This window comes from Paenibacillus sp. J31P13 (genome assembly GCF_056269295.1).
In genome coordinates this window covers 440298-455500 of the sequence record NZ_JBWDNR010000002.1, presented here as the reverse complement: position 1 = coordinate 455500, position 15203 = coordinate 440298, and the positions used below count along the sequence as shown (strand labels likewise).

16 protein-coding genes are annotated in these 15203 nt (G+C 44.3%); all 16 read right to left on the bottom strand.

Translation table 11 applies throughout. The features are described from left to right. Positions 1-85 precede the first annotated feature (85 nt). The 16 genes from AC0YOD_RS08335 to AC0YOD_RS08260 all read right to left on the bottom strand — a co-directional run bounded on the left by AC0YOD_RS08335 (position 86) and on the right by AC0YOD_RS08260 (position 15199). Positions 86-616 (bottom strand): cell wall elongation regulator TseB-like domain-containing protein, encoded by a 531-nt coding sequence (locus AC0YOD_RS08335; protein WP_475798810.1) that lies wholly within the window; start codon positions 614-616, stop codon positions 86-88. Beyond that, positions 616-1917 (bottom strand): amidohydrolase, encoded by a 1302-nt coding sequence (locus AC0YOD_RS08330; RefSeq protein ID WP_475798809.1) that lies wholly within the window; start codon positions 1915-1917, stop codon positions 616-618. The genes AC0YOD_RS08335 and AC0YOD_RS08330 overlap by 1 nt, the downstream gene beginning before the upstream one ends. Next, the gene (locus AC0YOD_RS08325) at positions 1898-2554 is read right to left on the bottom strand and encodes a redox-sensing transcriptional repressor Rex (RefSeq protein ID WP_475798808.1); all 657 of its coding nucleotides are present in this window, start codon (positions 2552-2554) and stop codon (positions 1898-1900) included. The genes AC0YOD_RS08330 and AC0YOD_RS08325 overlap by 20 nt, the downstream gene beginning before the upstream one ends. After that, on the bottom strand, positions 2551-5481 hold the full coding sequence (gene dinG / locus AC0YOD_RS08320) for an ATP-dependent DNA helicase DinG (protein ID WP_475798807.1): 2931 nt from the start codon (positions 5479-5481) through the stop codon (positions 2551-2553). The genes AC0YOD_RS08325 and dinG overlap by 4 nt, the downstream gene beginning before the upstream one ends. A 16-nt stretch (positions 5482-5497) precedes the next feature. After that, on the bottom strand, positions 5498-6214 hold the full coding sequence (locus tag AC0YOD_RS08315) for a hypothetical protein (RefSeq protein WP_475798806.1): 717 nt from the start codon (positions 6212-6214) through the stop codon (positions 5498-5500). Between the two features lie 119 nt (positions 6215-6333). Continuing rightward, positions 6334-6717, bottom strand: a complete 384-nt coding sequence (gene panD / locus AC0YOD_RS08310; protein WP_475798805.1) for an aspartate 1-decarboxylase — start codon at positions 6715-6717, stop codon at positions 6334-6336. Then, a complete protein-coding gene (panC, locus tag AC0YOD_RS08305) occupies positions 6644-7594 on the bottom strand; it encodes a pantoate--beta-alanine ligase (protein ID WP_475798804.1) in 951 nt (316 codons plus the stop codon). The genes panD and panC overlap by 74 nt, the downstream gene beginning before the upstream one ends. After that, the gene (gene panB, locus AC0YOD_RS08300) at positions 7591-8502 is read right to left on the bottom strand and encodes a 3-methyl-2-oxobutanoate hydroxymethyltransferase (protein WP_475798803.1); all 912 of its coding nucleotides are present in this window, start codon (positions 8500-8502) and stop codon (positions 7591-7593) included. Before panB ends, panC begins: the two co-directional genes overlap by 4 nt. A 255-nt stretch (positions 8503-8757) precedes the next feature. After that, complete coding sequence (locus AC0YOD_RS08295; protein WP_475798802.1) at positions 8758-9732, bottom strand: biotin--[acetyl-CoA-carboxylase] ligase; 975 nt, start codon at positions 9730-9732, stop codon at positions 8758-8760. Then, entirely contained in the window at positions 9722-11032 is a 1311-nt protein-coding gene (locus AC0YOD_RS08290) for a CCA tRNA nucleotidyltransferase (RefSeq protein WP_475798801.1), read from the bottom strand. The genes AC0YOD_RS08295 and AC0YOD_RS08290 overlap by 11 nt, the downstream gene beginning before the upstream one ends. Positions 11033-11065: 33 nt before the next feature. After that, entirely contained in the window at positions 11066-12232 is a 1167-nt protein-coding gene (bshA, locus tag AC0YOD_RS08285) for an N-acetyl-alpha-D-glucosaminyl L-malate synthase BshA (protein ID WP_475798800.1), read from the bottom strand. Positions 12233-12303: 71 nt separating this feature from the next. After that, positions 12304-13002 (bottom strand): bacillithiol biosynthesis deacetylase BshB1, encoded by a 699-nt coding sequence (gene bshB1, locus AC0YOD_RS08280; RefSeq protein ID WP_475798799.1) that lies wholly within the window; start codon positions 13000-13002, stop codon positions 12304-12306. Further along, positions 12999-13421, bottom strand: coding sequence for a methylglyoxal synthase (locus tag AC0YOD_RS08275; protein ID WP_475798798.1), 423 nt, complete (start codon positions 13419-13421; stop codon positions 12999-13001). Before AC0YOD_RS08275 ends, bshB1 begins: the two co-directional genes overlap by 4 nt. 30 nt (positions 13422-13451) lie before the next feature. Beyond that, entirely contained in the window at positions 13452-14258 is an 807-nt protein-coding gene (dapB, locus tag AC0YOD_RS08270; protein WP_475798797.1) for a 4-hydroxy-tetrahydrodipicolinate reductase, read from the bottom strand. A gap of 5 nt (positions 14259-14263) precedes the next feature. Beyond that, positions 14264-14791, bottom strand: a complete 528-nt coding sequence (locus tag AC0YOD_RS08265; RefSeq protein ID WP_475798796.1) for a tetratricopeptide repeat protein — start codon at positions 14789-14791, stop codon at positions 14264-14266. Between the two features lie 72 nt (positions 14792-14863). Next, a complete protein-coding gene (locus AC0YOD_RS08260; protein WP_475798795.1) occupies positions 14864-15199 on the bottom strand; it encodes a nucleotide pyrophosphohydrolase in 336 nt (111 codons plus the stop codon). Positions 15200-15203 lie beyond the last annotated feature (4 nt).

Sequence of the window (15203 nt, the reverse complement as noted above, 5' to 3'; positions counted from 1 at the left end):
TGTAAATTAGTATATCACATTTGCTATACCGTAGTATATCACACATATCTGCGAGATTTCTTGTGTAAAAATAGGAAACGGAGCCTTACGGCTCCGTTTTGGCTGGCAGTCGATAGCTATTAACCAAGCTGCCACTGTCAAAAGTATAAAAATCATAATAATAAAGCTCCGGATTATTACCGATACTATAAAAAACTTCCCATACCCGCTGACCGTCCAGCAGGCCTGGCTGAATTCTTTTGATGGATGCATCTCCTTTGGAGGAGTTGAATGCTTCCTTTATTTCTTGTTTGGATTTTCCGTCAGATGCCAGAATCGTTTCGGGCTCTTTATCTTCCGTTATCCATACAAAAACTTTATTGTCTTCTTGATCATTGCCTTCTACGATCCAGCTTTTCTTATCCCAGATATGTGTGTAGATCGTCTCTACACTTTTTAAATTTGCTGCTTCAACTGCCTTAGCTTCCGCATCATTTGTTGAAGCCCAAGTCGTTTTTTGAATCTCACGATAGTAAAAGCTGAACGAAGTAATCAATACCAAGATGCAAGCAGTAATGACAAAAATCCATCTCTGCAACGTCATGATTGGCCGACGTCTCTTCGTAGAGTTACGCATTAAGCTTTGAGCAAGCGATCGAAGCTTGCTTGCGCCTCGTAACGAATTTTCTCTTCATCAAGCAGGGTACATGCCCCATTCTTCACTACTTGGCGCCCATCAACCCATACATGCTGAACATCCCGGCCAGAACCAGAATATACGAGATGAGATACGATATCCGTTTGTGGGTAGAAATGCGGTTGATCAATGTTAATCGCAATAAAATCTGCTTTTTTGCCTTCTTTTAGGCTGCCAAGCTCATCTTGCTGCCAAATGGCTTTGGCTCCATATACGGTTCCCATTTTCAAAGCTTCCATAGCAGGGATAACAGTAGGGTCACCAGAAATTCCTTTGTGCAGGAGAGCCGCATAATTGATTTCTTGGAATAGATCCAAATTATTATTGCTAGCTGCGCTATCTGTACCAAGTGCAACATTAATGCCAGCGCGAAGCATATCTGGAACGCGCGCAACACCGCTCGCAAGCTTTAGATTGCTCACTGGGTTATGAGAGACGTTAACGCCTTTTGCAGCAAGAAGTTCAATTTCACCATCTGTCAAATGAACAGCGTGAGCAACTAATGATGGACGCGAGAAGAAGCCAAGACGATCCAAGTGCTCAACAGGACGAACACCATAGTCGCGAACATTCTGCTCCACTTCGGCAATCGTTTCTGACATATGTGTGTGAAGCGGAAGATTATAATCATGTGCAGCCTGAACAAAGCGTTCAATGTATTCAGGAGGACAAGTATAAGGCGCATGTGGTGAAATCATCGTCGTAATACGTCCATCCGCTTTTCCGTTCCAGTCACGAGCAAAAGCAATGGCTTCCGTAAGCTTTGCCTCTTGAATATCCGCTGGACATAGACCGATTACACCGCGAGTCAAAACACCTCTAATGCCGCCTTGCTCTACCATTTGCGCCACTTGATCCATACGATCATACATATCTACAAAAGCAGTCGTACCCGAACGAAGCATTTCCACGATCGCAAGAGCACTTCCAGCACGCGTATCCTGATCGACATATTTGCCTTCCATTGGCCACATTTTTTGCTCTAGCCAAACTTGAAGGTTTTGGTCGTCAGAATAACCGCGAAGCAAGCTCATCGCTGCATGGCCGTGTGTATTAATAAGCCCTGGCATGAATGCCAGCTTGCTGCCATCCATTTTTTGAACGCCTTCTGATAGCTGCGCTGGTGCGTCAACGCCAAGATAAGTAATTCGGTCATCTGTTACGACCATATGTCCTCTGAAAGATGGATTTGCTTCATCCATCGTAATAAACAAACCATTTTCAATCCAAATCTGACTCATCCTGCGTTTCTCCTTCTCTCACTAAATAATAGGCCAAACTTAGCAGCTCTTTGGTGAAATCAGCATTGTGAATTCTAATCTCATCCGGCACTCTCAGAATGGCAGGCGCAAAGTTCAAAATACCTTCTATTCCCGCTTCAACAAACTGATTAGCCACATTTTGCGCCTCGAATGCCGGCACTGTAATGATACCAATTCTAATTTTTTGCTCAGCCACTGTACTTGCGAGCTCGCTCATTGGCAGAACGTTTAAGTTATTAATGCTTGATCCGATTTTACTCGGGTGCACATCAAATACTGCCGTAATCTGCATATTATCCTTGGAGTATTTATTATAGTTGCAGAGAGCATGCCCTAGATTACCTGCACCAACCAGCGCAACCTTGATCGTCTGATCCACCTTCAAAATCTGACGGATTTTCTCAATCAAGTAGATAACATCATAACCAATTCCCTTACGCCCAAACTCGCCAAAATAAGCTAAGTCCTTGCGAATTTGAGCAGGATTCAAATCAAGTTTAACACCTAACTCTTGTGAAGATACCGTTTGAACTTCACGTGCATGCATCTCGTTCAATACCTGCAGATAGATAGGGAGCCGCCTAACGACAGCTTCCGAAATTTTCGTTTGCTTCATCGCTTCTCCTCTTTCTCCTCAGAACTTGGTGCACTCGATGAACCCTCATCAATGAGAGCATCAACTTGCTTTACATTTGTTTCAGACAACCATTCTCGCATTCTTACAATCATTTGGTCGGTATGCATGGTTTCAATCTTAGGACCAGGCAGAGAGTACAGAAAATGCTTGCCATAAAAAGTATCGATGACTCTAGTGTCATAAATGATGACGATTCCTTTGTCCTGTGTGGTTCGAACCAGCCTTCCAAAGCCTTGCTTGAAGCGGATAACGGCTTGTGGAATAGATAGCTTCATAAATGGATTCTGCTTTTGTCGCTGAAGCATTTCTGCCTTTGCCTCAGCTAATGGATGATTGGGCGGTTGGAAGGGCAAGCGTACAATGGCTAGACAAATGAGCGCTTCCCCTGGAATATCTACTCCCTCCCAGAAGCTGCTTGTTCCCAGTAAAACAGATTCTGGCGTCTGCCTAAAGCGTCTAGTCAGCTTTGTGCGATTACCGCTGTCGATCCCTTGGCCAAGAACTTGTATGCCTGAGACACTGAGCATTTCTTTGAGCGGCTCATACACCTGTTTAAGCATCCGATAGGAAGTAAACAATACGAGCATTCTGCCGTTTGTCTCCTTAGCGGCATCACCAAGCGACTTAACGAGCATTTCTAAATAGTCAGCATCTACTCCAGCGCCTTTTAACACAGGGAAATTACGCGGAATGACAACAAGAGCTTGATCCCGATAATTAAAAGGTGAAGGCAATTGAACGGCTTTCAATCTACCCTGTGCCTCATAGCCAGTTAGACCAAGCTGCTCTTCAGCGTATTGGAATGACTTTTGAACAGAAAGAGTAGCCGAAGTGAGAACAATACTTTCTTTTACATCAAAGAAGTATTTCTGCAGCTGTGTGCTTACATCTACAGGTACACCATAGAGTTGAACAGAACGATAACGGTATACGCTGCTGGCTTCAATCCAGAAAACAGAGTCATTCAGATCAAGTTTAATAAAGGTTCTCATTTCATCCTTCACGCGCGAAAGATCACGAATTGCTCCATTTAGATCGGTAATAATAGCTTGCACAGCACCAGAGTCATCCACGCGTTCCTTGATATCGGTAATCATTTTTTCTACCGTTCTGACTACTCGATTAAGCTCTGTATGTACATTACCTTCCACTGTAACGGCATCTTCCCATGTACCTGGAAGCTCATTTTTCTTCAATCGACAGACCGTTTGACCATTATCCGTTGGAGCATCTGATGAGGTCGTGGTGAAGCTGTAGAACATTTCAAACAGCTTATCCCAATGCTCCTTAACTTCATGAAAGATTGGAATAACCGTGTCAATTGTTTCTAGCCAAGATGCTTGGTGTGCATCATCCTCGAACAATAGCTTTTGACGAAGCGCAGGAAGCAAACCTGAACGATTATCTTTAAATAGACGCTGTACGACATGTGTTAATGAGAAATAATTGATTTGCATGCCTAGATGCTTACCCGCAACCTCTTCAACATGATGTGCTTCATCTATTATGAGGTGAGTATAAGCCGGCAGCAATCGATGATCCGCTTGAATATCGGTAAAGAGCATGGAATGGTTCGTAATGGTAACATCAGCAATATTCGCCTCATGCTTCGCTCTATGATAAAAACACCGTTTGAACCATGGACAAGCACGATTTAAACAAGAGTCAGTGTCACTAGCTACAGTAGACCAAAAATCTGCCCCTTTATTGCCAAAATTCAGTTCTTCTTGATCGCCAGTCTCTGTCTCGCCAAGCCATACGACCATTTGTGCAGCAGTAACCGTATCTTCAATTGGAGACACCAAATCCTTTGTATTCACTTTTCCTTCAAATTTACGCAAACACAAATAATTGCCGCGTCCTTTGAAGATCGAAGCGCGGAATGGAAATGGCAATACTTCCTCCAGCAATGGGAGATCTCGTTGTCGCAGCTGTTCCTGTAAGTTTATTGTATGTGTGCTAACAACGACTTTTTTTCCATTACGTACACCGTAATAGAGGGCGGGTATAAGATAGCCAAGTGATTTGCCCGTTCCAGTGCCCGCTTCAATAAGAAGATGCTGATTATTATCCAGCGCGCTGTATACCTCTTGGAACATGGTTACCTGCGCTTCTCGTTCTTCATATTGATCAAACTTTTGCTGGAATCTTTGCTTCACATCGGCCAAATAATTTTCAAATGATACATCTCTTAAAGGTTCGCTGTCACCGCTCTCTTGACGAGGCAGCTGCTCATCGGACCATTCTCTAACCTTCAAAGCAAATTGATTGAAATAATCATACTCATTGGATTCAAATACAGTACGTATTTCCATCTCTTGCTGTGTTTGCTTAATTAACCAGCTAAAATCGCTGTCATCGTCAACAAGCGAGGATAGCCGCTGCAAAGTGAGCAGCGGCAACTTCCGTAGTTTTTTGAGTGAATCGATTAATATTAAAGCGGTAGCCATTGCATCGCTGTCCGCTCGATGATGCTGATCATGCGTAATACCAAATAGCTCTGAAACAGCGCCAAGCTGATACGTATTTATAGTTGGGTATAATACTCTTAATAATTCAATCGTATCTAACTTGCGACCTCCAAAGTTGCGATATCCGCAGCTTCGAAGAGCCTGATTAAGAAAGCCGGAATCGAATCCAACGTTATGCGCGACTAAGACAGCGCCGTCTAACCGGGTAAGAACATCAATCAGTACCTCGTTAAGCGTTGGAGCATCCGCAACTACCGATTCGTCAATTCCTGTTAATTGCGTAATGAACGTCGGTATTGGGATGTTAGGTCGAACAAAGGAGCTGTACGTGTCGATGATTTCAAGCTCATCCGAAACAACTACTAGTCCAACCTGTATGATCTCATCCTCCGTACCATGTCCCGTCGTTTCTAAATCCAATACTGCAAATTTCATTCATTCCCCGATCCTCTCACAAACAGCACAGCTCCGTGCTTCCGAAATATAATGATAATTGCTTTGGCGTTTCTTGACATGATTTCAAATTGTTAACGGGATCTTTAAAGCTTGGACATACTTCATGCGCCTTAATAAACAGCAGTTCCGCTTGCGCTAAATTCGTATGCACCGCTTGAATGCACCCTAGCGCATTATAGCCCATTGCGAGCCATTTAGGAAAGTCCGTCAAGGCAATAAGCAATTGAAAATGTCGCTGAGCCTCGTTCCAATTTTGAAGATGCATGTGAGTCATACCCAGAAACAACCTGGCTAAATTACATTCCGGAGCTTGATCAATCACGATTTGAAATTGATCTGCAGCTTGTGAAAACATAAATAACTTATAATAGCCTTGTCCCTTGGAAATGATTGATGCCAGTTCATCTGGAATTTCCAAATCTGAGATATTGCATGTTGCTGCAGTAACCGGATTAGCGGTTGATGAAGCAGATGGAGCAACTTTGTTATCCAATGGATTCGCCGTATTCGGAGCAACAATAATTTGCTGATCCTTGAAATCAGCAAACTTCTCCTCGAACTGAAGCCATTGCTCAATAAAGGTGTCACTCACTTTCTTAAGCTCATTCATTTGAAGCTCGTACTGTTTTCTTTCTAGATCACCTGCATTGTCGTACTGTTCAATAATCTGATCAAGCATGTCGTTCATCGAAGAAAACATATGCTGAAACATACCGCATCCCGCCTTCGCCAAAGAATTAAGGAGTGTTATGATCATTTTTTGTTTTAACGCTGCTTTTCATACGGGATACCAGCCGTTACATAATGCAGGGATAAGCTATGGTTCATCCTTTACAGAATTGTTGAATGAATTTCTTCATTTAGCATCTGAAGTGGACGATTGTTTTCATTTAGAATAGTTATAACTGGTTTATGATTTCTTGCTTCTTCTTCTGACATAGTTGCGTAAGAAATAATAATAACCTGATCACCCGGTTGAACTTGTCTTGCTGCTGCGCCATTTAGACAAATAACACCTGAACCCCGCTCGCCTTTAATGACATAGGTCTCAAAGCGTGCGCCGTTATTATTATTTACGATTTGAACCTTTTCATTTTCCCAGATATTAGCTTCGTCCATCAAATTTTCATCAATGGTGATACTACCTACATAGTTCAAGTTCGCTTCCGTTACGGTTGCTCTGTGCAGCTTGGATTTCATCATCGTTCTGAACATGTTCATTCACCTCCGTTGAATTCAATAAACCATTATCTATAAGTCTTGTCGTACCAAATTTCACTGCTAAAGCTAAAATCAAAGGTTCGTTTAGTGAAGCAAATGTAGCATCAACTTCAGGCTCCTGAAGACTTGGATAAAATAGCAATTCAGCGTAATCAACAACGCCATTGCTTCCTTCCGTCAACTGCTTCTTCACATTGCTGATTAAATGACCAACAGTCATGTTCGGTTCCTTCATCCACTCTTCTGCCCGCTTCACTGTCTTAGACAAAATGACAGCTTGACTGCGCTGTTCTGCTGTCAAATAGACATTGCGTGAGCTAAGAGCAAGTCCGTCCGGTTCTCTGACGATTGGACAAGCCATAATTTCTATCGGAAAATCAAGATCATTTACCATCTGTTTAATAACAGCAACCTGCTGTGCGTCCTTCATTCCAAAGTATGCTCGATTGGGTTGTACCAAGTGAAACAGCTTACCCACTACAACACCAACGCCATCGAAATGACCAGGACGCGAAGCACCGCAAAGCCTCGTTGTTATTTGATTCACAATAACCGTTGTCAAAGGTTTTGTAGGATACATTTCCTGTACCGATGGCATGAATACAAGATCAATGCCATTATGTTCTGCTATTTCCAAGTCACGCTTCTCGTCTCTTGGATAGTTATCTAAATCCTCATTTGGACCGAATTGTAGCGGATTCACAAAGATACTAAGTACGGTTATTTCATTTTCCGTTCTTGCTTGCCGCATCAAGCTAGCGTGTCCCTCATGTAAAAACCCCATGGTTGGAACGAAGCCAACCATTTTTCCATTTTCACGAAGCTGGGCTAGTTGCTGTTTAAGCTCATGCTTAGTCCGACAAATAATCATGAAAGGTTGACCCCTTTCTTAGCTGCTTTATCCGCTTTCGCATCCTGTTCCTTTTCTCCTGCAGGCTTTCCACCATAAAGGCTTCCAATGACCCCAGGATTAGCTGAGAAAACATGCTTCTCTTCCGGGAAAGCGCCTGTCTTCACATCGGCAACGTAGGCATGAATAGCATCACGAATGGTCGTACCGATGTCTGCATAGGTTTTGACAAACTTCTTCTCAAAATAAGGAGAGGAGTATTGCAAAATATCATGATAAACCAAAACTTGACCATCACATCCGCGTCCAGCACCAATACCGATGACTGGAATGGACAACTGCTCACTGATTAGGGTTGCCAGTGACTCTGTCACCAGCTCTATAACGATACTGAAGGCGCCTGCTTCCTCTATTGCTTTCGCATCTTGGATAAGCCGTTCCGCTTCCTCGTCCAGCTTACCTTGTACCTTATAACCGCCAAGCTGGTGAACCGATTGTGGAGTAAGGCCAATATGCCCCATTACTGGTATGCCTGCCTTAACAAGCGCTGCAACGTCGGGGGCCATATCTGCACCGCCCTCTAGCTTAACCGCCTGTGCCCCGCCCTCCTGCATGATCCGAGCTGCATTACGCAGCGTAGACTCGCGCCCAATGCCATAAGTCATGAATGGCATATCAGCGACGATGAAGGTTTGCTGAGCTCCTCTAGCTACCGCTCGTGTATGATAAACAATATCTTCGATTGTAACTGGAATAGTCGTATCGTAACCAAGCACGACATTTCCTAGCGAATCTCCAACAAGTATGACATCAATTCCAGCTTCTTCAGCAAGCTTTGCCGAAGGGTAGTCATAAGCTGTCAATACGGAAATCGCATTGCGTTCTTGCTTCATCTTTTTCATATTCGTAATTGTCAGACGTTTCCTCATCAGCTTCATCCCCCGTTTAATGTTAGGATAAACACAAAAAAACCTTTTAGCCGTTGCTAAAAAGGTGCCTAAACTGAAAAGGAAACGATTGCTTGTTGTGCTTCCTTCTGTCTCGGTCCCTTCGGCTCAGAGCAGAGTGTGCATTCCCAAATATTTGTATAAGCTTTTCTCACCATCAGTGCAGCTTCACGTGAATACCGCCTGATAGAACTAGTTTAACAAATTTTTTGAATTCCGTAAATGAAATCTGAATGACTAGAGCGGTTCGCCCATTTCTGCTGAAAATACTGATTTCTCTGTGCCGTCCTCTTGTTTAATTCGAATTGCTCCGCTTTCATCAAGTCCAATCGGCACACCGACTATATCGCCTTGTGGCGTAATGAGTCGAACTTTTTTGCCGAGTGAAACCGACAATGCCTCCCAGAGGATAATAATGGAACTGAATCCCTGCTCCTGATAAAGGTTATACAGCTGTTCCCACTCTTTGAGAAACTCGGCTATAACCGCGACACGATCCCATTTTTGCCCGCTTGCAATTGCAAGTGAGGTAGCTTTTTCCAATAACTCTACCGCGTAATCTTCGGTCTCCAAATTTACACTAATGCCAATTCCAGCAATGACATAACGCAATCGTTCTTCCTCAGCTGCCGATTCCAGAAGTATGCCGCTAATTTTCTTGCCATCAATTAATAAATCATTAGGCCACTTGATTCCGATTGGCAAAGCAGTCAACTTTTTCAAGCTTCTGCAAAGCGCTACAGCGGTCAATAACGTTAGCTGCGGAGCAAAATGAATCGGTACCGTCGGACGCAGTACCATGCTCATCCAAATCCCTTTGCCTCGCGGCGACACCCAAAGACGCCCCATACGTCCTCTTCCGCTAACTTGCTGCTCCGCAATAAATAACGTTCCCTCAGCAGCTCCTTTTTCTGCAGCTGCCCTCGCTAAATTTTGTGTCGATTCGACGGAGTCAAATAAATGAATGCTCTCTCCGAATGTACGGGATTTTAAATGCTGCTTCAGCTCATCTATTGAGAGCTTGTCCGGTACACTGAGCAAGCGATAGCCGAGCCGCCTTGAAGCTTCAAAGCGATAACCCGCTTCTTCAAGCTTGCGAATTTTTTTCCAAATCGCGGTTCTGCTCACGCCCAGCTCATTGCTCATGCTCTCACCGGAAACATATTGACCCGGGCTGGCTTCAAGCAATCGCAGCAATGGTTCATTTTCCATTTGTTTGTACCTCACTATCCCAAATTGATGCTTGCTTCAGCAATGCTGTTCGTTCATTATCGAGCTCACCGCATGCTGCCATTTGCAATAAATGATTCAAGCATTGGCTGACCCAGGAGCCTCCTTGCCGCTTCAAATGACTCGTCAAATCGCTGCCGCTTATTTGAAGCCTCTTTAATGTCGATACCTTCACATTGCTCAACCAATCCTCCAATTGCGCTAGAGACTCGTTCTGAGCGTTCTGAGGGTGGTTTCCAATGGCATGCATAACCATCAGCCATTCCTTTGCTGATTCTTCTCCATATTGAATAATTAACGAGATCCAATTCCTATGGAGGGATTGATTATCTTGTTTATCAACCTGTTCTAGAAGGGGGCTAATTACATGATGTATGGCTGAAACTTGAGTAATGGTTTTCATACGATTTTTCGAGAAACGGAGTGCCGCCAATATTTGTTTGACAGCATCATTCGATAGATTGAGACCTATACCTATTGCAGCCCACCGAAGATCCAAACTATGCAGCTCGTCCAATTTGGTAAAACGCTGCACCACAGCAGATGTCCGCTGGATGCCCATTAGATACGGCTCAACTTCCTTAGGGAACGGCTCCTTCAAATAAAATAATAGTCCGCTTGCACCAATAAAGTGCAGCGCTCTTTGCGGAGAATCTCCCGCCAGCATTTTATCCAGCTCATTCTGTACGCGTTCCATCGCGATAAATTTCAATAATTCACGATGACGAATCAATGCTTTCCACGTTGCAAGCGCTGGCCTTAGCTTGTATAACGCAATAAAACGGACAGCTCTCAGCATGCGCAGTGCATCCTCCTGAAAGCGTGAATCAGCATCTCCAACACAACGAAGGGTGCATTTCTCTAAATCGAGAAGACCGCCAAAGGGGTCAAGCAGCTCGCCATCCTCAGCTAGCGCCATTGCATTCATCGTAAAATCTCTTCGCAGCAAATCGCCTTCCAGCTCCGTAATATAAAGCACGCTGTCTGGTTTGCGATGATTCTCATAAACCGATTCTTCCCTAAAGGTGGTCACTTCATAGGCAATGCGATCCTGAACAACCGTAATTGTCCCATGCTGCAGCCCAGTAGGTATGCAATGCTGAAACAAATCCAGCACCTGCTCGGGACGAGCTGAGGTAGCCATATCGACATCCTTAATAGGTAAATGAAGGACTAGGTCTCGTACAGCGCCCCCCACAAAGAAGGCTTCGAAATGATGCTCTCGAAGCCTTCTAATGATAGGCAGTGCCTTGATAATGGGTTCCGATAAAGTGAGCTTCATTTCAGGCACCTTCTCCCGCAGCCTATTTCTTGCTTAATTATCACTGCAAACGGCTACTGGCAAATCTGCTTCAATACCAAGCACCCGATAATAGATTTGTTCATACTCTGTTGTGATTACATCATTACAGAATTCATTTCTAGCTCTAAATAAGCAAGCCTCTTTAAACTGAGCATGCAGCTTACTATTCGTAAGAAGCTTCTCGGCATATTCAGACATTTTCTCTACATCGCCAATCGACGCTAAATAGCCGGTTTCCCCATGTGTGATAAGCTCAGGAATTCCCCCTGCATTCGATCCAACCGTAGGTACGCCGCAAGCCATCGCTTCAAGCGCCACCAATCCGAAGCTTTCCTTCTCAGATGGGAGAAGCAATAAATCAGCCAATGAAATGACCTGTGCTACATCATCTTGCTTCCCTAAGAACAGAACGCGATCCTCCAGACCAAGCTGACGAATCCTGCACTGAATTTTGGAAAGCTCTGGTCCTTCTCCAACTAAAAGAAGCTTGGATGAAACCTTCTCTGACACCTTTGCAAATATTTCAACCACGTCGCCAACTCGCTTAACGGGACGGAAGTTGGATATATGCATCAATATCTTCTCGTGCGGCTCTGCGTAATCCGCACGCAATGTAGAGATATCCCGCGGATAGTAAACCCGTTTATCTACAAAGTTATAAGTTAAATCAATAGGAGTCGTAATATCGAGCAGTTGTCTTGTCTCATTAATCAGATCATTCGAAACGGCTGTCACAGCATCGCTCTGATGAATAGCCAATCGAATTAGATCCTTCAAAGATTCGTCCTGTGCCAGTACTGTTATATCTGTACCATGCAGTGTTGTGACAGTCTTAAGTCCGTCCCCATTCATCTGTTTCGCAATATACGCACACACAGCATGTGGAACCGCATAGTGAACATGAAGCAAGTCAAGCTGTTGCATCTTCGCTACCTGCGCCATTTTGCTTGCTAATGCTAAATCATAAGGGGGGTAGCGGAATACATAATAATCATTTACTTCGACTTCATGATAAAAAATATTTTTATGAAATTGTCCTAATCGGAAAGGAATGCTATGTGTTATAAAATGAATTTCATGCCCGCGTTCAGCAAGCAGTTTACCTAGCTCGGTAGCAACGACACCCGATCCACCCAAGGTAGGATAACAAGTTATCCCGATCTTTAATTTTCTCGCCACTCTGGTCGCACCTCCTGTGTTCGTCACGTTATTCTAATGTATTCAACAAGAGTGGGCAGCTGTACGGTTCTTTAAAATAATTGTACGGCATGCGGTCGCTTGATCGCAAAGCCTTCAGCATACGCAAACCCGCTTGCTTGTCCAAGCAGCGCATCACGCGCTTCCACCCGCTCTACATAACCGCTAGTAAGCGGTGTAGCAACGCGATCAGCGTCTCCAGCAGTGGCGGTAAATTGAGAGCTATAAGCCATCAATGCATCACGTTTTGTCTGCTGATAGTCGCTGATATCCACGATCAGCGATACTTGATCCACATCATTTATATAATAATAGATGAGCTGTTCTACCTGCACAGGGGGCAGCTCCGGCATATATCTTCTTAATTTCGCATTAAAAACCGCTTCCTCAATAAGTCGACTGCTCGCCACATGATCGGGATGACGATCCACCCAATACGGAGCGAAAACCACTCGAGGTCTAAACTTTCGAATTTCCGCAACAATAAGTTCCAACTGATCCTTTGAAGGCGTTAATCCGCGATCAGGAAGTCCAAGATTAGAGCGAGCGGTTAATCCGAGCACTTTCGAAGCTTGAGCAGCCTCCTGCTTCCGCAGTTCAACCGTGCCGTTAGAAGACATTTCTGCTTCGGTAAGGTCACAGACACCAACACGAAGACCTGCTTGTACATGCTTGGCAATTGTACCGCCCATTCCGATTTCAGCATCATCTGCATGTGCGCCAAAAACAAGAATATCGAGTGCCTCGATCATTCTGCGATACCCGGCTTGTATTTATGTACAAGCTCGCGCCATGCAAAATCGCCGCGCTCCAATGCTTTAACAAGCAGCTCAGCTGTAGCAACATTCGTTGCAACAGGAATACCTTGCACATCGCACAAGCGAAGCAAAGCGATGATGTCCGGCTCATGAGGCTGCGCCATCAATGGATCACGCAAAAATATGATAAGGTCCATTTCATTTTGTGCCACTAAAGCACCGATCTGTTGATCCCCGCCTAGCGGACCAGACATGAAACGATGAATAGACAATTCCGTTTGCTCCATAATACGTGTACCTGTAGTGCCCGTCGAATAAAGCTTATGCGGAACAAAAACTTTCTCATAAGCAATAACAAAATTAACGATCTCTTCTTTTTTTCGATCATGTGCGATAAAAGCTATATTTAACATCTTGTTCCCCTCTTTCGCTGTCGAATCAAATTAATCCATAATATGTTCAAAGCCGTAAATCAAACCGCTGTATGTCATTACCTTCTTGACTGCTACATTAACCCCTGGCATATAACCAGCGCGATCATAAGAATCATGACGAATTTTCAACGTTTGTCCATAGCCGCCAAAAACGACCTCTTGCTGTGCAAAAACACCTGGCAATCTCACGCTATGTATACGAAATCCATTATAGTAGCCGCCGCGAGCGCCTTCAATAACTTCTTCTTCTTTTGGATTGCCTTGTCTAAGCTCTTGGCGAACTTGAGAGATAAGCTCCGCTGTTTTGATCGATGTTCCTGAAGGAGCATCCAGCTTCTGGTCGCCATGATATTCAATAATTTCAACATGCGGCAAATATTTCGAAGCCTCTGCCGCAAACTTCATCATGAGAATCGCCCCGATGGAGAAGTTAGGCGCAATCAGGCCGCCTATTCCTTTCTCCTGACAAAGCTCGTCCAGCTCCTCGATTTGCTCCGGTGTAAACCCAGTTGTACCAATTATTGGACGAACTCCAAATTCGATTGAAGTCTTTGTGTTGCTATATGCAGCTTGCGGTACCGTAAAGTCAACCAACACATCCGCTTTAGACGCGCTTAGCGCCTCCTCCAGCGTTGCGCTGACAAGGATGCCTGTATCTGGTTTCCCTGCAAGCTGTCCCGCATCAATAGGACCAGCTGAAGGAGCGACGGCAGCTACCAATTGAAGCGTATCGTCCTCCAGCACCATTTTCACAACCTCACGGCCCATTCTACCACTTGCTCCGATAACCGCAACTCTAATTTTTTGTGTCGTCATGCTTATCACCTGTTCCCTTTTCTTTTACGTGCATTTATACGTTTACGCAGCATACGGCGCTTCCGATTGACATCCGCGAAGAGTCTTCGTGCCGCTGCATGGCCCGGGTCAAGCCGTATAGCTTCCCGCGCGTTTGCTGCAGCCTCATCTAATCGATCAAGTGATGCATATACTACGCCTAGTGTATAGAAAGCTTGAAAGCTTAACGGATCAAGAACCGTTGCTTGACTAAGAAGCAGTGCGGCATCCGTTAGCATAGGCGGGTCTAATAATAACAAAAGATCAGCTTCCGCTAGCAGCAATCTTGCTTCAACCGTCTGTAAATGATACCGATATTCACCGTGCTCAGGATCTAGCCGATAGGCTTCCTCAGCATGCAGCTTCGCTTTTGTCCATTTGCCGCTTCGTGCGCAAGACACTGAACAAATATGATGATAGGATGCATTGTCCGGCTCAGCTGCAATGGCTTGCTCGAACCAATAAATCGCTTGCTCAAAATCGCTGTTTAAGATGAATTCGTAAGCCTTTTTCATACAGCTCTTCCCATCCATCTGCCCATCCTCCTTGTACACAGGTTGATGGTACAGCATATGTAGGGTGCTTGTTTACTGTTCGGTCATTTTCTTCGTCCAACGATTTGCATCTCGTGTATTAAATTTATGCATAACTTTATTATGTGCTTCTGTTAAATCAATATTGAGGGAATTCGCAAAGCAAGATAGTATGAACAAAATATCTCCGAGCTCCATTTCAACAGAATTTTCCTCTTCATCCGCTTTCTTTGGCTTCTCGCCATAGAAGTGATTGACTTCACGCGCAAGCTCGCCTACTTCTTCTGACATTCTCGCCATAAGGGCAAGCGGACTAAAGTAGCCTTCTTTGAATTGTGAGATGTATTCATCAACTTCTCGTTGAATATCCGCTAATGATTTTTGCGTCATGTTA